This window comes from Nocardia sp. N2S4-5 (genome assembly GCF_044628355.1).
In the GTDB taxonomy this organism is placed as follows: domain Bacteria; phylum Actinomycetota; class Actinomycetes; order Mycobacteriales; family Mycobacteriaceae; genus Nocardia; species Nocardia wallacei_B.
The window spans coordinates 3651929-3668883 of the sequence record NZ_JBIUPM010000001.1 but is presented as its reverse complement, the minus strand read 5'-3'; the positions used below and the strand labels follow the sequence as shown (position 1 = coordinate 3668883).

Below are 16955 nucleotides of genomic sequence, written 5' to 3'. Positions count from 1 at the left end.
GGCATGGTCGCCGGGCTTATTCGCCCGGCGGCGGAGGCGGCGGGCCCGCGACGTCGAAGGCGCCGCGCGAGGGGATGTTGAAATTGGACGTGGTGGTCGTGACCTCGATGTGGCCCGCGCCGGTGTCCTGGAACTGCGCGTACAGGATGCTGCCGTAGATGCCGGAGACCACGTTCAGCCGGTACTCCCCGGCCGCGCCGGTGGTGGTGTTGCGCCAGGCGACCGTGGTATCGACGTTGCACAGCGGCGCGAGCGGATACTGGCCCGGCCCGAAGCCGGCGACCGGTAGCGCCTGCACGTTCACGATGGCCCGGCCCGGATAGTCGGGGCTGGTGTCGACCCAGGTCCGGATGTTGCCCCAGCAGAAGCCGCCGTAGAACACACTCGGCGTCTGGGGGAATTCGACGGTCTGCGCGCTCGCCGGGGCGGACGTCGCGATCGCCGTCGCGGCCCCGAGGGATCCGAGCACGACGGCGGCGGTGCGGGCGGTCTTCGGCATCCTCACCGGGCCGATGATATGGGTAAACCGGGCTCCCGTCGCGGGGCAGGCCGGAACTCGCCGACGATGTTCCCGATATCGCCCGTTCCGGTCGCCGTCGGCCCGGGGCAACCGCCACGCCGTCGACCGCCTCCGGGTACGCCCAGCCCGGAGGCGCGGGCAGGCGCGGGGCGCGGTTCTGCAACGATGGGCGTATGCGCATCGCGAACCACGTCGTCGACTTGATCGGCAACACCCCGCTCGTTCGATTGAACTCCGTGGTGGGCCCGAACTCCGGCCTGGTGGCGGCGAAGATCGAATATCTGAACCCCGGCGGCAGTTCCAAGGACCGCATCGCGGTCAAGATGATCGACGCCGCCGAGGAGCAGGGCCTGTTGCGGCCCGGCGGCACCATCGTGGAACCCACCTCGGGCAACACCGGCGTCGGCCTGGCGCTGGTCGCCCAGCAGCGCGGCTACCGGTGCGTGTTCGTCTGCCCGGACAAGGTCAGCGAGGACAAGCGCAACGTGCTGCGCGCCTACGGCGCCGAGGTGGTGGTGTGCCCGACCGCCGTCCCGCCGGAACACCCCGACAGCTACTACAGCGTCTCCGACCGGCTCGTACACGAGATCGAGGGCGCGTGGAAGCCCGACCAGTACTCCAATCCGGGCGGTCCGGACAGCCACTACGAGACCACCGGCCCCGAGATCTGGCGCGACACCGAGGGCACCGTGACCCATTTCGTCGCCGGTGTCGGCACCGGCGGCACCATCACCGGAGCGGGCCGGTACCTCAAGGAGGTCTCGGGCGGGAAGGTGAAGATCGTCGGCGCCGACCCGGAGGGCTCGGTCTACTCCGGCGGCACGGGCCGGCCGTACCTGGTCGAGGGTGTCGGCGAGGACTTCTGGCCCAGCGCCTACGACCCCGCGATCCCCGACGAGATCATCGCCGTCTCCGATGCCGACTCCTTCGACATGACCCGCCGCCTGGCCCGCGAGGAGGGGCTGCTGGTCGGCGGCTCCTGCGGCATGGCGGTGGTGGCCGCGCTGCAGGTGGCCGAGCGCGACCCGGAGGCGGTTGTGGTCGTGCTGCTGCCCGACGGCGGCCGCGGTTACCTGTCGAAGATCTTCAACGACCAGTGGATGAGTTCCTACGGCTTCCTGCGCTCGCGCCTGGACGGCAGCACCGCCGAGCCGACCGTCGGCGACGTGCTGCGCGGCAAGTCCGGCGCCCTGCCGGATCTGGTGCACACCCATCCGTCGGAGACGCTGCGCGACGCCATCGAGATCCTGCACGAGTACGGCGTCTCCCAGATGCCGGTCGTCGGCGCCGAACCGCCGGTGATGGCCGGGGAGGTGGCGGGCAGCGTGTCCGAGCGGGATCTGCTGTCCGCGGTCTTCGAGGGCCGCGCCCACCTCACCGATCCGGTATCCAAGCACATGAGCGAGTCGTTCCCGCTGATCGGTTCCGGCGAACCGGTGTCGGCCGCGACCAAATCGCTGGAGTCCACCGACGCGCTGATGGTGGTCGAGGACGGCAAGCCGATCGGCGTCATCACCCGGCACGATCTGCTCGGCTTCCTGAGCCGGTCGGGCCTGCCCGCGCGGTAGTCCCGAATTCGCTGGGGCGCAGGGCTTCTCGTACCTGTCAGGCCGAGCGCATCCGCTGACGCAGCCGGGGTTGCCCGTGCAGCACCTCCGCGACCAGATTGCTCCAGTCGTCGGCGAGCGCGGCCAGCCGGTACCAGGCGGTGTGCACGCGCGCGTCGGAAACGTCGGCGGCGGTGTGCAGCAAGCGATTCGCGTGCACCTGGGCGGCGGCGAGACGGTCCACGGCGCCGCCCAGCGACTCCGGGAACAGTCCGCGGCCGACCCGCGGCGGCCGCAGCGTCACGCTCACCCAGTTGTCGATGGCGGCGACGAGTTCGGCTCGGGCACAATCTATTTCGGCGGCGTGCCCGGGCTGGTCGTGACGGCGCAGATGTAACTCGGCGAGCGCGCGGGCCCAGCGCACCATCGGGTGGGCGTCCGGATCGTCGCCGAGATGGCCGCAGAACGCGGCCAGCAGTTCGTGCCAGTCGGGCAGCGGGGTCGCCTCACGCGGGGACATGGCGAGCCTCCCGCGACTGCGGCTCCGGCGCCGCGGCGATCGGGTGCACCGGGAAGCCGAGGCGCGGGCGCAGCGGATATGCGACGTGGGTCGGGGAGTGACAGGCTTCGAACATCGGTACCTCCGGCGGCGTTTGCTGTGCACCCGGCGCGGAGTCCGCGTTCGTCGTGACACCTCCGGCATCGGGTGTGTCAACAGCTTGCGCTTTCAACCTTGCCGCAGCGGTGACGCCGAGATGGCGCTTGGATGACCGGTCGTAACAAGGTGATGCGCACGGGCGCGACGCGGGTTGTGAGATCGCGCGGGTTACCTCTCGGCACAGTCACCGAACGGTCACGGACCGTTACCGAGACGTGCTCCGATGGTCCGAAATGGTCGCAAAACGGCAAAGTCCAGCGCGACACGGCAAATTTTTCTGTGACCCGCGGCACGTGTTCGTGACGGATGAATCGCCAGGTCAGAGCGTTATAGCCGGTGTGGATCGAAGTCGCGCGGACCTAGCGGCACCATTTGTTCACTTTCAGTTCAGTTTACGTTAACCTACCGCAATCATCCTGTGACCTCGTCGGTAAATCGCGACCTCGCGTCCGAAACAGTACGAGGAGTTGGTCCACCCGCCGGGGCTCACCCGGCAGCCACCGAGCCGGGTCGTGCCGACGGGGAATGCGAATCCCCTTCTCTCATAACAAGTCTCACAACAGCATGCAGTGCGTGGGTGAGCCGTACCCGGCGTCGCCCTGGTGCCGCACTGCCTGTCGCAGGCCGGCGACGGCCGCAACCAGAGTAGGAAAACACCGCGCATGTCGAAGAAATCCATCGAGAGCAGCAGAGCCAAGGCGGTCGCGCGCACCGCCGGATCCGCCACCCTGGCGCTGGCCGCCTTCGCCGCCGTGACGTCCGCGGGCGGGCACGGGACGGCCGAGGTGCAGCCGGCCGCACTGGCGTCCACGATTGCCCAGACCGCCGATAACGCCCCCGCTCCGGCCGCTCCCGCTGCCCCGGTCGAGGCGGTCGCCGCCGCGGCCCCGGCCCCCGAGGCCGCTCCGGCTCCGGCGCCCATGCCCGCGCCGCTGCCGCCCCCGCCGCCGGCCCCCAGCTACCCGGACAACCTGGACGGCTGGATCCACCACGCGCTGGACATCATGGCCGCCCGCGGCATTCCGGGCAGCTACGACGGCATCTACCGCAACATCATGCGGGAGTCGACCGGCAACCCGCAGGCCATCAACCTCTACGATTCGAACGCCGCGGCGGGCATCCCGTCCAAGGGCCTGCTGCAGGTGATCGACCCGACCTTCGCGGCGTACCACGTCGACGGCACCCCGTTCGATGTCTGGGACCCGGTCGCCAACATCGTCGCCGCCTGCAACTACGCCGCGCACCGCTACGGCTCGATGGACAACGTCAACTCGGCGTACTGATCGATCCGCCGCTCGGCACAATGCGATAACGCATCGTTATCGAGATGGCAGCAAAATGTACGCAAACACCCGATTCGAATGATCACGCCGGGGTACAAACGTCTCTGTAGCAGTTCTGGCAAACAGTTGGAACAGCCGAGATAGCGGAAGGGACGGCCGCGCGTGTACACCTCCAGTTTGGCTATCGATTTTCAGCAGGGCATGTCCAATGCGTGGAGCGCCATCGCGACGTTCGTGCCCAAGTTCGTCGGTTTCCTGGTGGTGCTGGCCATCGGCTGGATCATCGCCATGGTCATCGCCAAGATCGCCGACCGGGTGTTGCGCCGGGTCGGGTTCGACCGGCTGGTCGAACGTGGCGGGATCCAGAACATGCTGGCCAACAGCCGGTATGACGCCACCGACATCCTGGTGAAGCTGGTCTACTACGCGATCCTGCTGATCGCGCTGCAGATCGGCTTCGGGGTCTTCGGTCCGAATCCGGTCAGCAACATGCTCAACGGCATCGTGGCCTGGCTGCCGCGGGCCGCGGTCGCGATCATCATCGTGTGTGTCGCGGGCGCGATCGCGCGGGTGGTGATGGACCTGATCGGCAACGTGCTCAGCGGGCTGTCCTACGGTCGCATGCTGGGCCGGCTGGCGGCGGTGTTCATCTGGGGCGTCGGCATCATCGCCGCCCTGAACCAGATCGGCGTCGCGACCTCGGTCACCACGCCGATCCTGATCACGGTGCTGGCCACGATCGGCGGCATCCTGGTCGTCGGCATCGGCGGCGGCCTGATCCGGCCCATGCAGCAGCGCTGGGAGGGCTGGCTGGACACCGTCGAGGGCGAGATGCCGCAGTTGCGCGGCCATGCCGAGGCCTACCAGCGGGGCCGGGAGGACGCCGCCCGGCAGCGTGAGGGCGTCGCCACCCGCCAAGAGGAATGGGCGGGTTCCCCGCGGCCCGGCGATCAGTGGTCGCCGCAGACCAGCGGTGCGGGCTACCGGCCGGAGACCGGCGGCATGACCGAACCGGGCTACGGCGGGCAGAGCGGCCAGGGTTACGGGCAGGGATACGGCGAGGCGCCGGGGTACGGCGATCCGCAGTCACCGCGCTGAGGCGACAACCGAATAGTTCGACAGGGCCTGGGCGGTCGCGGAGTTCCGCGGCCGCTCAGGCTTTCGCGTGGGCGAGCACGCACACCGCGGCCAGCCGCAGCTGCAACCATTCGGCGGCCGCCCAGCCGGCGAGATCGTACGGGGCGCGCAGGCCGCCGCGGCCGGTATGTTCCAGCAGGCCGCGAGCGTAACCGGCGAGCAGTACCCCCGCCGGCACGGTCGCCGAATCCCGCACACCGAGATCGAGAATGTCGCGGACAGCCGCGGCATGCTGATCCAGGGCCGCCGACACCGCGGGCAGTTCCTTCGCGGCGACGAGCGCCGGAACTCCGTGCGTCTTGTGCAGGCGGTTCAAAGTCTTGCGCGCCGACACTTCGAGCAACGCGGAGCCGAGCAAAAACACTTGCTTATGCTAGCAATCATGCAGCTTTCGCGGCAGTGTGACCTTTCACTCGGAAACTTCTGCGAGCGGAGCTGATCTGTGGCAATTCGCGTTTCCGGAAATTCTTGTCAGCGAAAGGCTTTCGATCCGGTGAGGGCCTCGCCGAGCACCAGTTGATGCACCTCCGCGGTGCCCTCGTAGGTGAGCACCGATTCCAGGTTGTTGGCGTGCCGCAGCACCGGATAGTCGAGGGTGATGCCGTTCGCGCCGAGGATCGTCCGGCATTCGCGGGCGATGGCCAGCGCCTCGCGCGTGCTGTTCAGCTTGCCCGCGCTCACCTGCTCCGGCCGCAACTCTCCGCGATCTTTGAGGCGCCCCAGATGCAGCGCCAGCAGCGTGCCCTTGCCCAGCTCGACCGCCATATCCGCCACTTTGGCCTGGGTCAATTGGTACGCCGCCAGCGGCTTGTCGAAGACCTCGCGGGTACGTGTGTAGTCGATGGTGGCGTTCAGGCAGTCGCGCGCCGCGCCGAGCGCGCCGAACACGATGCCGAACCGGGCCTCGGACAGACAGGCCAGCGGCCCGGCGAGGCCGTGCGCCTCCGGCAGTACCGCGTCGGCGGGCAGCCGCACCCCGTCCAGGTCGAGTTCGGCGGTGATCGAGGCGCGCAGGGACAGCTTGTGCCGCATCTCGCGAGCCGTGAAGCCCGGTGTGCCGGCGGGCACCAGGAAGCCCCGGATGCGTTCCTCGGTGCGCGCCCACACCACCGCCACGTCGGCCACCGAGCCGTTGGTGATCCACATCTTCGATCCGTCCAGGACCCAGTCCGCGCCGTCGCGCCGGGCGCGGGTACGCATGCCGCCGGGATTGGAACCGTAATCGGGTTCGGTCAGCCCGAAGCAGCCGATCGCTCGCCCGGCCGCGAGTTCCGGCAGCCACTGCCGCTTCTGCTCCTCGGAGCCGTACTTGTGGATGGCGGTCATCGCCAGCGAGCCCTGCACCGACACCATGCTGCGCACGCCCGAGTCCACCGCCTCCAGTTCCAGGCAAGCCAGCCCGTACTCCGTCGCCGAGGTGCCCGCGCAGCCGTAGCCCTCCAGATGCATGCCCAGCAGGCCGAGTGCGCCCAGTTCCGGCGCCAGCTCGCGGGCCGGGAAGACGCCGCGTTCGAACCAGTCGGCGATATGCGGCCGCAGGCGCTGCTCGCCGAACCGCCGGACCGTCTCGCGGATCTCGCGTTCGGTGTCGCTGAGCAGGGAATCGAGGGCGAACAGCTCGTCTACGGTGGCCATGAACGCACAGTATCGGTCGATCGGTTCCCGGGTCCGGGCGGCCGAGCCGCCCCTTCTAGGCTGGCACCATGACCGACGATCAGCTGGGGTTCTCCACACGCGCCGTGCATGCCGGGTTCGATCCGGATCCGCAGACCGGCGCGGTGAACGTGCCGATCTACGCGAGTTCGACCTTCGCCCAGGACGGCGTGGGCGGACTGCGCGGCGGCTACGAGTACGCCCGCACCGGCAACCCGACCCGCACCGCGCTGGAGGCCAATCTGGCCGCGCTGGAATCGGGACGGTACGGGCGGGCCTTCTCCTCGGGGATGGCGGCCACCGACTGTGTGCTGCGGGCGGCGCTGCGGCCGGGTGATCACCTGGTCATTCCGAACGACGCCTACGGCGGCACCTTCCGCCTGATCGATAAGGTGTTCACGCACTGGGGAATCGAGTACTCGGTGGCGCCCGTATCGGACCCCGACGCGGTGCAGCGCGCGCTGCGGCCCAACACCAAACTGGTGTGGCTCGAGACGCCGACCAACCCGCTGCTGAACGTCGGCGACATCGCCGCGCTGGCCGACATCGCGCACGGCGGCGGCGCGAAACTGGTGGTGGACAACACCTTCGCCTCGCCCTACCTCCAGCAGCCGCTGCTGCTGGGCGCCGACATCGTGCTGCACTCCACCACCAAATACCTCGGCGGGCACTCCGATGTCGTCGGCGGCGCACTGATCACCGACGACGCGGAACTCGATGCCGCGTTCGCCTTCCTGCAGAACGGCGCGGGCGCGGTGCCCGGCCCGACCGACGCGTTCCTCACCATGCGCGGCGTGAAAACCCTTGCGCTGCGCATGGATCGGCACTGCGACAACGCCGAGACCCTCGCGGAGTTCCTCGCCGAGCACCCGAAGATCCAGCAGGTGATCTACCCGGGCCTGCCGGAACATCCCGGACATACGGTGGCGCAGAAGCAGATGCGCCGCTTCGGCGGCATGATCTCGGTGCGGCTGCACGGCGGACGGCAAGCGGCGCACGACTTCTGCGCCCGCACCCGGATCTTCACCCTCGCCGAATCACTGGGCGGGGTGGAGTCGCTGATCGAGCATCCGGGCGCGATGACGCACGCCTCCACCGAGGGTTCGGAGCTGGAGGTGCCGGCGGATCTGGTGCGGCTGTCGGTCGGCATCGAGGACGTCAGCGATCTGCTCGCCGATGTCGAGCGCGCCCTCGGCTGAACCCGTATAGCCCCGAAGAATACACGACGGCGACCGCACCGAGTTCTTCGGTGCGGTCGCCGCGTCCGGTGGCGCCTCGGACGGCGGTGCTGCGATCCACCGCCGAGGCACGACCCGTCAGCTGTGGTAGGGCTCCGCGCTGACCAGCGTCACCTTCATGGTGTTGCCGTTGGGCAGCGTGTACTGGCGGGTCTCGCCGACCTTCGCGTCGATGAGCGCACCGCCCAGCGGGGACGCCGGGGAGTACGTCTCCAGGTCGGAGCCGCCCACCAGGCCCTCTTCGCGTGTCGCGATCAGGAACGTCTCGGTATCGGCCTCGTCGCCGTCGTAGTAGACCTTCACGACCGACCCCGGCAGCGCGATGCCCGACTTGGTCGGGGCGACGCCCACCTTGGCGTTGTTCAGCAGTTCCTGCAGCTGACGGATGCGCGCCTCCTGCTGGCCCTGCTCCTCACGCGCCGCGTGATAGCCGCCGTTCTCCTTGAGGTCGCCTTCTTCGCGGCGTTCGTTGATCTCGGCCGCGATGACCGGACGGTTGGCAATGAGCGCGTCGAGTTCGCCCTTGAGCCTTTCGTGCGACTCCGGTGTCAGCCAGGTCACGTTCGTCTCAGTCATCTCGATCACTCCCTAGTAGTTGTTCCCGGCGAACCGGGATTCCCTGATACCCGCCGCCGTACCCATCCGGAAACGCGCACAGCGGCAGTGGACGGCTAGAGCGATCCCTGGGGGATGTCACCGACCCCGACAGGCCCTGGTCCGCAGGACACCTGGGTGCCCCGGAACCGACAGCGCTGGCCGCCAATGCAGCAAACACGGCTCCGAGCTTCGGAACCGTGTGTTGGGCCATTTTAGCACGATCTACAAATTCGCAGGTCGGAGCCTTGATCGTATGGTGTTTCGCCCGGATCGGGACATGTGGGGTCCGTGGCCGCCGTCACCCGGCGCGCAGGTAGGCGGGAACCTTGTCACTGCACCCGTAGATGTCCCCCGCGGCGGGGCGGCCGGTGGTGCGGATGGTAGCGGTCAGTTCGACCGTTCCGCTGGTCGAGGGTGGGATCAGCACCTCGCGACGGCCCACTTCGGCCTGGTCGGAATCCATCGCGCGGACGAAGCAGACGACCGGGCGGTCCGGATGTTCGCGGGTGACCTTGATGTGGATGTCGAGGGTCGAGTCGTTCACGATGGCGTAGCCCAGCTGGTCGGGTTCGATGTCCTTGGGACCGAACTGCCGGTATCCGGCGTAGGCGACGATCAGTCCGGCCAGCACCACCACCGCGCCGAGAAGGTAGGGGAGCCAGCGCCGACGGCGGCGCGGCCCGGTACCGTAGCGGTCCGCGACCCGCTCGGCTCCCGGCGCTGCCTCGCTCATGATCTGTCGCTCCTGTGGTCGAGCGGCGGCGCGCGGTCCTGCGCCGCAGGGGGGTAACTCGGAACAAATGACGGTCGGATGGAACTATAGGGGGTGGAGATCGGCGCGGGTCCCGCCGGCGCCACAGGTTCGACACCCGCGGCGGAAAGCAATGAGGTGTAGACGTTGAGCAACGAGGTGAACGAGACGTGAGTGGCCTTCGCCTCATGGCGGTGCACGCCCACCCCGACGACGAGTCCAGCAAGGGCGCCGCGACGACCGCGAAGTACGCCGCGGAGGGCAACGACGTCCTGGTCGTCACCCTGACCGGCGGCGAGCGCGGCTCGATCCTGAACCCGGCGATGGATGTGCCCGGCATCCTCGATCGCATCAACGAGGTGCGGCGCGAGGAGATGGCCGAGGCGGCCAGGGCGCTCGGCGTGCGGCAGCACTGGCTGGGTTTCGTGGATTCCGGCCTGCCCGAGGGCGATCCGCTGCCGCCGCTACCCGAGGGATCGTTCGCGCTGGTGCCGCTCGAGGAGGCCACCGAGGCGCTGGTGCGGGTGGTGCGCGAGTTCAGGCCGCACGTGATGACCACCTACGACGAGAACGGTGGCTATCCGCATCCCGATCACATCATGTGCCACAAGGTGTCGGTGGCGGCCTTCGAGGCCGCGGGCGACCCGGAGCGGTTCCCCGACGCCGGCGAGCCGTGGAAACCGCTGAAGTTGTACTACGACCACGGTTTCAGCATTCAGCGGATGGAAGTGTTCGCCGACGAGTTCGAGCGGATCGGTGAGCCGTTCCCGATGCAGGAGTGGCTGGACCGGTTCCGCGCGATGGCCGCCGAGCGCGGCGACATCATGGGCCGGGTGACCACCCAGATCGAGTGCGGCAAGTACTTCCCGCAGCGTGACGACGCCCTGCGCGCCCATGCCACCCAGATCGACCCGAACGGGGCGTTCTTCGCCATCCCGATGGAGATGCAGCAGCGGCTGTGGCCCACCGAGGAGTTCGAGCTGGCCCGCACCCGGGTGAGTACCGAGATCCCCGAAACGGACCTGTTCGCCGGCATCCGCGAGGACGAGGACGCGCGCACCGCGCTCGAGGACACCACCCGATGATCGTCACCCTGCTCGCCCAACCGGCCACCAACCCCACCGGCCCCGAATTCGGCAAGGCCTCCCCGCTGGGCCTGGTCATCGTGCTGGTGCTGCTGGTCGGCACGGTCCTGCTGGTCCGCTCGATGAACAAGCACATCAAACGCCTGCCCGCCGAGTTCTCCCCCGAGCATCCCGAGCCGGACCAGGAAGCCGACGAGGGCACCGACCCCGGTGCGGTACAACAGGATTCCGCCGAGCCCGAGCCGGTCTCCGACAGCTCCGCGAAGCCGGACCAGCACAAGGGCACCTAGCTTCTTTCAGAACGGCGGATCATGGTGCCGCCGCCGACACAGATCACAATCACAATCGAAGTACCCGATCCCCGCACTCCCGTGCGCACCCCGGCGCTCGGCATCTTCCAGATCGGCGAACCAGGGACGGCGGCGTGTGGGCGAGGCGCCCAGCGAGGTCGTAGTAGTCATACCTGCGAAATACCCCGTGGGAGACATGACTGCGTTGCGGTTTCAGCACAGCTCGTATTCCGATGGAATCTTCGATGTCGGCCGCGGTCAGCAGGAGTTCGGTTCTCCGTACTTCACGACCGACAGCACTGCTTCGCCTTCGGTGAAAGGCGTTCCGGGGGAGGGGGTTTGAGCGACGACCAGCCAATTGCGGTCGAGGACCTGCCTGCGGCCGGCTCCGGTGGCGTCCAGGGAGCGGGAGAAGAAGACTCCGGCCTTCTGGACCGTGTTCTGGGCGTCTTGCAGGTTCATGCAGACGACAGCCGGCATCAGTGTGACGGCGCGAGTCGCTTCGGTGGTCGGTGGCTGTGGCGGTGGTGGTGCGGCGAGCGGGGTGGTCGTCGCCGGGGTGGTCGTTGCTGGAGTCGTGGTCGCCGGTGTGGTGGTCGCCGCGCTCGAAGTAGCCGACGTGCTCGGTGCGGATGTCGCCGCGGTGGTACTCGGGCCTGCGGCTGGATCGGTAGCGGGTCCGCACCCGGTACTCAGCCAGGCCGTCGTGACGGCGAGGGCGAGGTAGACGGCACCTTTCCGGCGCGGGCGGTTCGAACTCGGCCCTGCGGCGACGGGTGCGGACACACCGACAATGTGGTGTGTGGATTTCGCGGCGTTCATAGTTCGAATAATCGCGAATCCAGAGCCGCGCGATACACTCCGCACCCACCCAATTTCGCGTATTACCTTGTCCCACAATACAAACTATTGGATTGTTTGTGCCCCGGCCGCTTCCGCCGTTGTGCTCGTTCGGTCCGAGACGGCCGCACTCCGACCATCCACGCGGCCCCGGTTCTGTTGTCAGGCGGCTGGATTGGTGGGCAGCCGCAGCAGGTGACCGCCGATATCGGCGAAGAGTTCGAGCTTGCCGCCGAGCGCCGAGACATAGGCGGCGATGGCATCCACGGTCGCAACCTCACCGCGTTCGATCTGCGAGACCCGACCGGGACTGACCCCCATGAGCTCCGCCAGTCCTGCTTGGGTGAAGTTCAGCCGTTTCCGTTCCTCGGCAAGCTGCTGCCCCCACAGTTCGGCCATGATCGCGCCGCGCCGGCGCGCGGCCTCATCCTCGTCGACCCGCTTGCGATAAGCGGCCCTGTCCCACTTGCTGAAGCTGCTCATTTCCCCGTTCCTCCTCGGCTCGTTCTTTCAAGTAGATCTCGTAGAGTGATTCCGCATGGGGGATGGCTTGCTCATACCAGGCGTTCCACTGGCCTGTTTTGTCCCCGCCGACCAGGAGGATGGCCGACCGCCACGGATCGAACACAAACAAAATTCGGATCACCGTCTGCCGCGGGCGCAACTCTTTCAGCTTGGCACTCCTGGATCCGGTATCCACTGACCTCGTCAGTCTGGTAGATGTCCCAATCCACCGTTGAGCTATAGCATTTGCTATAGCTCAACGTCTGCAGCGCCGTCCTGGTATGGGACGCTGGAGGCGTGAATCGATTGGGCAGCGCGACCTCGCCGTACCTGCGTCAGCATGCCGATAATCCGGTTGATTGGCGGGAGTGGGGTGCCGATGCGCTGGCGGAGGCGGCGGCACGGGATGTGCCGATATTGCTGTCGGTGGGGTATGCGAGCTGCCACTGGTGTCACGTGATGGCGCACGAGTCGTTCGAGGACGAGGCGACTGCGGCGGTGATGAACGAGAATTTCGTGTGTGTGAAGGTGGATCGGGAGGAGCGGCCTGACCTCGATGCTGTCTATATGACGGCGACGGTGGCTATGACGGGGCAGGGTGGGTGGCCGATGACCTGCTTCCTGACGCCGGAGGGGGAGCCGTTCTACTGCGGGACCTACTACCCGAAGACGCCGCGTGGGGGGATGCCGTCGTTCACGCAGTTGCTCGCGGCGGTGACCGATACCTGGCGCAACCGGCGCGACGAGGTGGATCAGGCGGCCGCGCAGGTGGCGCAGGCGTTGCGGGAGCAGGGGGATGGGTTGCCCAATAGTGAGCTGGCGGTCGGGCCGGACCTGTTGCGGCATGCGGTCGCGACCGTGCTGGGCGATGTCGATCCGCGTTATGCAGGATTCGGTGGGGCGCCGAAGTTTCCGCCGTCGGCGTTGCTGGAGGGACTGCTGCGGCATTACGAGCGCACCGGCGACGAGCAAGCGCTGCAGGCGGTTTCGCGGACGGCGGCCGCGATGGCGCGCGGCGGCATCTACGACCAGCTACGCGGGGGTTTTGCGCGCTATTCGGTCGACGCCGCCTGGGTCGTACCGCATTTCGAGAAGATGCTCTACGACAACGCGCAATTGCTGCGCGTCTACGCGCATCTGGCCCGGCGTCCGGCGAACGATGCTGCGGGACAGGCGCTTTCGCTGCGAGTCGCGACGGAGACCGCGCAGTTCCTGATCGATGATCTGGGGACCGCGGAAGGCGGCTTCGCCTCCGCGCTGGACGCCGACACGCATGTGGAGCCCGGCGGTCCCGGCGTCGAGGGCGCCACCTACGTCTGGACCCCGGCGCAACTGACCGAGGTGCTCGGCGCGGACGACGGTGCTTGGGCCGCAGAGGTTTTCGGCGTCACCGCGGAGGGCAACTTCGAGCACGGCGCCTCGGTGCCGACCAGGTACGCCGATGCGGAGGACACCGAGCGCTTCGACCGCGTCCGGGCACGATTGCGGGAGGCGCGCGACAGGCGCCCGCAGCCCGAGCGCGACGACAAGGTGGTGACCGCCTGGAACGGCATGGCTATCGTCGCGCTGGCCGAGGCCGGTGCGGCCCTCGCCCGCCCGGACTGGGTCGAGGCGGCCGTGCGTTGCGCCCGATTCCTGTTGTCGGAGCACGTGATCGACGGTCGCCTGGTGCGCGCGTCGCTGGGCGGTGTGGCGGGTACGGCCGTCGGTGTGCTGGAGGACTACGCCTGGCTCGCCACCGGTCTGCTGGCGGTGCACCAGGCCACCGGCGATCCCGACTGGCTCGAGCACGCGCGCCGCCTGATCGACACGGCCGCAGCGCATTTCGCCGATCCCGACACACCCGGCAACTGGTACGACACCGCCGACGACGCCGAGACACTGGTGAGCCGTCCCCGCGACCCACTCGACGGCGCCACACCCGCGGGAGCGTCGTCCTTCGCCGAGGCGCTGCTGACCGCGTCGGTCCTCGCCGACTCCACCCGCTCCGCCCACTATCGCGAACTGGCCGAACAGACCGTGCAGCGCGGCGCGATCGTGCTGGCTCGGGCCCCGCGCTCGGGCGGGCAGTGGCTGGCGGTCGCGGAGGCGGCGGTGCGGGGCCCGATCCAGGTGGCGATCGCGCTGCCGCACGGCATCGATCCGGAGACCGCCGAGCTGACCGTGGCGGCGCGCCGCGTCGCGCCCGGCGGGGCCGCGGTGGTGGCGGGCGCGCCGAACTCGGTCCCGTTGCTGGCCGATCGCCAGCCGGTTGCCGATCGGCCGGCCGCCTATGTCTGCCGCGGGTCGGTCTGCGATCTTCCGGTCGGCGATCCGGCCGAACTCGAGGCCGCTTTGGTCTCGGACCGGTAACGATCGACGCCTCTCGACCGATCTCGATAGCGTCCGGGGTCGCCGCTGACCTTCCGGAACGCCGGTCATAGCGGATATGCATGCAGAGGGTGTGTCCGTGGCGCGGCGCTTGCCGACCGGGACTGCCCCGTGCAGGATGTCCGAGTCGGCAGCAACTGTCAGGCAAGCACTACCCAGGCCCCAGGGAGATCGCGTGAGACTGCCACGTCGAGGAATTCGTATCGTTCGTTCGTCCGGTTTCGCCGTCGCCGCCGCGGCGCTGGCACTGACAGTGTCCGTCGGCGCCGCGCAGGCCAGGCCGATCGGCCCCTTCGAGGTCGGCGGGGCGATCGAGGCCGAGTACGACCGGGCGGGCGGGTTCGCCACCTTCGGCAACCCGGTCTCGCCCGAATCCGACGCGGGCGGCGGCGGCAAGTTCCAGGCATTCGAGCGCAACAACTCGATCTACTGGTCGGTGGGCACCGACGCGCACGCCGTCGGCGGCCTCATCCGGGACAAGTGGGGCGCCCTCGGCTGGGAGAACGGCGCACTGGGCTATCCGGTGACCGACGAGCAGAAGGCCGGCAAGGACGGCCAGGGTCGCTACAACCTGTTCAACGGCGGCTCGGTCTACTGGTCGTCCAAGACCGGCGCGCACGCGGTATGGGGCGCCATCCGCGACACCTGGTCCACCGAGGTCGCCGAGAAGGGCCGCTACGGCTACCCGACCAGCGACGAATACGACTACCAGGGCGGCAAGGCCCAGGACTTCCAAGGCGGCCGCATCACCTGGAAGCCCTGATCGCGCGAGCCGATGTCGAGGGCGTGACCACTACCCCGGTGCCGCTTCCGCTTCGCCGATCTGGGTGCCGAGTGGTTTCAGATCCTCGAGGTCGTCCTCGCCGGTGCCGTTGCCGCCGGACGCACCATCGTCGCCGGGGCTGACCTGTATGTCCGTCCAGCAGGAGGTCGGCTCCACCCGCCCGCGGAGCTGGATCGTCTCGTAGTGGGTCCAGAGGGCTCGTTCGTCGGCGGTGGCGGCGTCGATTACCGCCTGGGACACCAGGATTCGGCGGTCGACGTGCTTGGCCTCGGTGGTGAGTCGGGACGCCTCGTTGACCGCGTCGCCGATCACGGTGTACTCCAGCCGGGTGTCCGTGCCGACGTCGCCGGCGAAGACCATGCCCCGCGCCACCCCGATGCCGATATCCAGTTCGCCCGCCGCGGCCACCTCGTCGCGAATCCGGCGCGCCGCGCGCAGCGCCGGAGTGGCATTGTCGCGCAACGCGATCGGCGCGCCGAAGATGCACAGCGCCGCATCGCCCTCGAACTTGTTGACCAGCCCGCCGTTGTTCTCGGTGGCCGACACCACGATCGTCAGCAGCCGGTTCAGCTTGGCGACGAACTCGCTGGGTTCGATCCCAGTGGACAGCGCCACCGAGCCGACGACATCGACGAACAGCGCGGTCACCGGCCGGATGTCGCCGGTGAGGTCGAGCCCACCGGCGAGCGCGCGCTCGGCGACCTCGGTGCCGACGTGCCGGCCGAACACGGCCCGCATCCGTTCGCGCTCGGTCAGATTGGCGGCCAGCTCGTTCACCGAATGCTCCAGCCGCCCGATCTCGCTGGCGCTGCCGACCGGAACCCGGACATCCAGCTCGCCGCGCGCGATGCGATCCAGCGCCCGGCGCAGCGCGCGCACCGGCGCCGCGACGGCGCGCGCCAGGGTCGCCGTCGACAACGCGCCCACAGCGAGCCCGACGACGGACATGTACACGGCGGTGCGAATCCGGTCCTCGGCGGTCGCCACCGGGTCGGCCAGCACGGTGATCAACATCAGCAACGGCATGGCGCCGGCCACCGCCCACGACACGACGACCCGGTTGAGCACCGTGGAACTCCAGTGCATCGTCCCGCCGAGCACCGAGGAGACGATCGGGATTGTGGGCCGGATCAACCGATCGACGACGAGGAAGGTGAACCCGGCCGATTCGAACGCGCCGAGCGTGAACATCGCGCCGACCACCGCGATCGCCCGCGACGGAATCACCTGCGCGAAGATCACCGTGGCGATGATCACGCCGGGCAACCAGATGGCGAGGGCGCGCAGCGTGATCGCCATCGGCAGGTTCAGCAGCCGCCGCGCCTCCGCCGCACCCGGCTTGCGCCCCTGATCCAGCCAGCCGAAGTAATAGAACCGATCGCGCACCGCGAGGATGATCCCGGCCACCGCGCCGATCGCCGGATAGATCGACGCCTGGACCAGCGCGGTCATCCAGTCCGGCCCGAGCCGCCCGAGGAATCCACTGAGCGACAGTTCGGTGAGGATGACGCCCAGACCGCCGAGATTGCAGGCCATCACCACGAACGACAGCCCCCAGGGCGCTCGCAGCGCGAGCAGAATCAGCCGATTGATCATGGCGAGGGATCGGCCGCGGACGTGCGAATCGGTTCGGGGAACACGAAGGAGGAGCATAGAACCCGGACGGTGACCTGCGGCGGGTTCCGGCCGATCTTGTCG

The 16955-nt window shown here is 68.6% G+C and carries 19 protein-coding genes; 9 read left to right on the top strand and 10 right to left on the bottom strand.

Going from position 1 to position 16955, the window contains the following annotated elements; all coding sequences use genetic code 11:
* Window positions 1-16 precede the first annotated feature (16 nt).
* On the bottom strand, window positions 17-499 hold the full coding sequence (locus tag ACFMRZ_RS16785; RefSeq protein WP_400182886.1) for a hypothetical protein: 483 nt from the start codon (window positions 497-499) through the stop codon (window positions 17-19).
* A gap of 194 nt (window positions 500-693) precedes the next feature.
* Here ACFMRZ_RS16785 and ACFMRZ_RS16780 point away from each other — a divergent pair, with 194 nt between their 5' ends.
* Window positions 694-2088 (top strand): cystathionine beta-synthase, encoded by a 1395-nt coding sequence (locus ACFMRZ_RS16780; protein WP_280274791.1) that lies wholly within the window; start codon window positions 694-696, stop codon window positions 2086-2088.
* A 37-nt stretch (window positions 2089-2125) separates the two neighbouring features.
* On the opposite strand, the gene ACFMRZ_RS16775 is transcribed toward ACFMRZ_RS16780, so the two are convergent.
* A complete protein-coding gene (locus tag ACFMRZ_RS16775) occupies window positions 2126-2587 on the bottom strand; it encodes a DUF4254 domain-containing protein (RefSeq protein WP_400179872.1) in 462 nt (153 codons plus the stop codon).
* An 800-nt stretch (window positions 2588-3387) separates the two neighbouring features.
* Between ACFMRZ_RS16775 and ACFMRZ_RS16770 the strand changes: the two genes are divergently transcribed.
* On the top strand, window positions 3388-4008 hold the full coding sequence (locus tag ACFMRZ_RS16770) for a transglycosylase SLT domain-containing protein (protein WP_400179871.1): 621 nt from the start codon (window positions 3388-3390) through the stop codon (window positions 4006-4008).
* A 177-nt stretch (window positions 4009-4185) separates the two neighbouring features.
* Window positions 4186-5106 carry a hypothetical protein gene (locus ACFMRZ_RS16765; protein ID WP_400179870.1) on the top strand — a complete coding sequence of 307 codons (921 nt, stop codon included), beginning with the start codon at window positions 4186-4188 and terminating at the stop codon, window positions 5104-5106.
* A 55-nt stretch (window positions 5107-5161) separates the two neighbouring features.
* Here the strand turns inward: ACFMRZ_RS16765 and ACFMRZ_RS16760 are convergent, their stop codons facing one another.
* A complete protein-coding gene (locus ACFMRZ_RS16760; protein WP_280274788.1) occupies window positions 5162-5509 on the bottom strand; it encodes a DUF6401 family natural product biosynthesis protein in 348 nt (115 codons plus the stop codon).
* Window positions 5510-5616: 107 nt separating this feature from the next.
* Window positions 5617-6780, bottom strand: a complete 1164-nt coding sequence (locus tag ACFMRZ_RS16755; protein ID WP_400179869.1) for an acyl-CoA dehydrogenase family protein — start codon at window positions 6778-6780, stop codon at window positions 5617-5619.
* 68 nt (window positions 6781-6848) lie between these two features.
* Here ACFMRZ_RS16755 and ACFMRZ_RS16750 point away from each other — a divergent pair, with 68 nt between their 5' ends.
* The gene (locus ACFMRZ_RS16750; RefSeq protein ID WP_400179868.1) at window positions 6849-7997 is read left to right on the top strand and encodes a cystathionine gamma-synthase; all 1149 of its coding nucleotides are present in this window, start codon (window positions 6849-6851) and stop codon (window positions 7995-7997) included.
* Between the two features lie 117 nt (window positions 7998-8114).
* Here ACFMRZ_RS16750 and greA read toward each other — a convergent pair whose 3' ends face one another.
* Together greA and ACFMRZ_RS16740 are read right to left on the bottom strand one after the other, a co-directional pair.
* Complete coding sequence (gene greA / locus ACFMRZ_RS16745) at window positions 8115-8612, bottom strand: transcription elongation factor GreA (protein WP_280271410.1); 498 nt, start codon at window positions 8610-8612, stop codon at window positions 8115-8117.
* Between the two features lie 319 nt (window positions 8613-8931).
* Window positions 8932-9366: a DUF4307 domain-containing protein gene (locus ACFMRZ_RS16740; RefSeq protein ID WP_280365492.1), complete on the bottom strand. Its 435-nt coding sequence runs from the start codon at window positions 9364-9366 to the stop codon at window positions 8932-8934.
* Between the two features lie 188 nt (window positions 9367-9554).
* Between ACFMRZ_RS16740 and mca the strand changes: the two genes are divergently transcribed.
* Both mca and ACFMRZ_RS16730 read left to right on the top strand, forming a co-directional pair.
* The gene (gene mca, locus ACFMRZ_RS16735; protein ID WP_400179867.1) at window positions 9555-10469 is read left to right on the top strand and encodes a mycothiol conjugate amidase Mca; all 915 of its coding nucleotides are present in this window, start codon (window positions 9555-9557) and stop codon (window positions 10467-10469) included.
* Window positions 10466-10759: a hypothetical protein gene (locus tag ACFMRZ_RS16730; protein ID WP_280271413.1), complete on the top strand. Its 294-nt coding sequence runs from the start codon at window positions 10466-10468 to the stop codon at window positions 10757-10759. Before mca ends, ACFMRZ_RS16730 begins: the two co-directional genes overlap by 4 nt.
* Before the next feature lie 258 nt (window positions 10760-11017).
* Here the strand turns inward: ACFMRZ_RS16730 and ACFMRZ_RS16725 are convergent, their stop codons facing one another.
* Window positions 11018-11221, bottom strand: a complete 204-nt coding sequence (locus ACFMRZ_RS16725; protein ID WP_280271414.1) for a calcium-binding protein — start codon at window positions 11219-11221, stop codon at window positions 11018-11020.
* On the opposite strand from ACFMRZ_RS16725, the gene ACFMRZ_RS16720 reads away from it, so the two are divergent.
* A complete protein-coding gene (locus ACFMRZ_RS16720) occupies window positions 11220-11486 on the top strand; it encodes a hypothetical protein (protein WP_400179866.1) in 267 nt (88 codons plus the stop codon). The genes ACFMRZ_RS16725 and ACFMRZ_RS16720 overlap by 2 nt on opposite strands.
* 275 nt (window positions 11487-11761) lie before the next feature.
* On the opposite strand, the gene ACFMRZ_RS16715 is transcribed toward ACFMRZ_RS16720, so the two are convergent.
* Together ACFMRZ_RS16715 and ACFMRZ_RS16710 are read right to left on the bottom strand one after the other, a co-directional pair.
* Window positions 11762-12082, bottom strand: a complete 321-nt coding sequence (locus tag ACFMRZ_RS16715; protein ID WP_400179865.1) for a helix-turn-helix domain-containing protein — start codon at window positions 12080-12082, stop codon at window positions 11762-11764.
* Window positions 12024-12299 (bottom strand): type II toxin-antitoxin system RelE/ParE family toxin, encoded by a 276-nt coding sequence (locus ACFMRZ_RS16710; protein WP_400179864.1) that lies wholly within the window; start codon window positions 12297-12299, stop codon window positions 12024-12026. The genes ACFMRZ_RS16715 and ACFMRZ_RS16710 overlap by 59 nt, the downstream gene beginning before the upstream one ends.
* A 101-nt stretch (window positions 12300-12400) precedes the next feature.
* Between ACFMRZ_RS16710 and ACFMRZ_RS16705 the strand changes: the two genes are divergently transcribed.
* Together ACFMRZ_RS16705 and ACFMRZ_RS16700 are read left to right on the top strand one after the other, a co-directional pair.
* Window positions 12401-14455, top strand: a complete 2055-nt coding sequence (locus ACFMRZ_RS16705; protein WP_400179863.1) for a thioredoxin domain-containing protein — start codon at window positions 12401-12403, stop codon at window positions 14453-14455.
* A gap of 193 nt (window positions 14456-14648) precedes the next feature.
* Window positions 14649-15236 (top strand): hypothetical protein, encoded by a 588-nt coding sequence (locus ACFMRZ_RS16700; protein WP_280365507.1) that lies wholly within the window; start codon window positions 14649-14651, stop codon window positions 15234-15236.
* Between the two features lie 30 nt (window positions 15237-15266).
* Here ACFMRZ_RS16700 and ACFMRZ_RS16695 read toward each other — a convergent pair whose 3' ends face one another.
* On the bottom strand, window positions 15267-16853 hold the full coding sequence (locus ACFMRZ_RS16695) for an adenylate/guanylate cyclase domain-containing protein (protein WP_400179862.1): 1587 nt from the start codon (window positions 16851-16853) through the stop codon (window positions 15267-15269).
* Window positions 16854-16955: the final 102 nt, after the last annotated feature.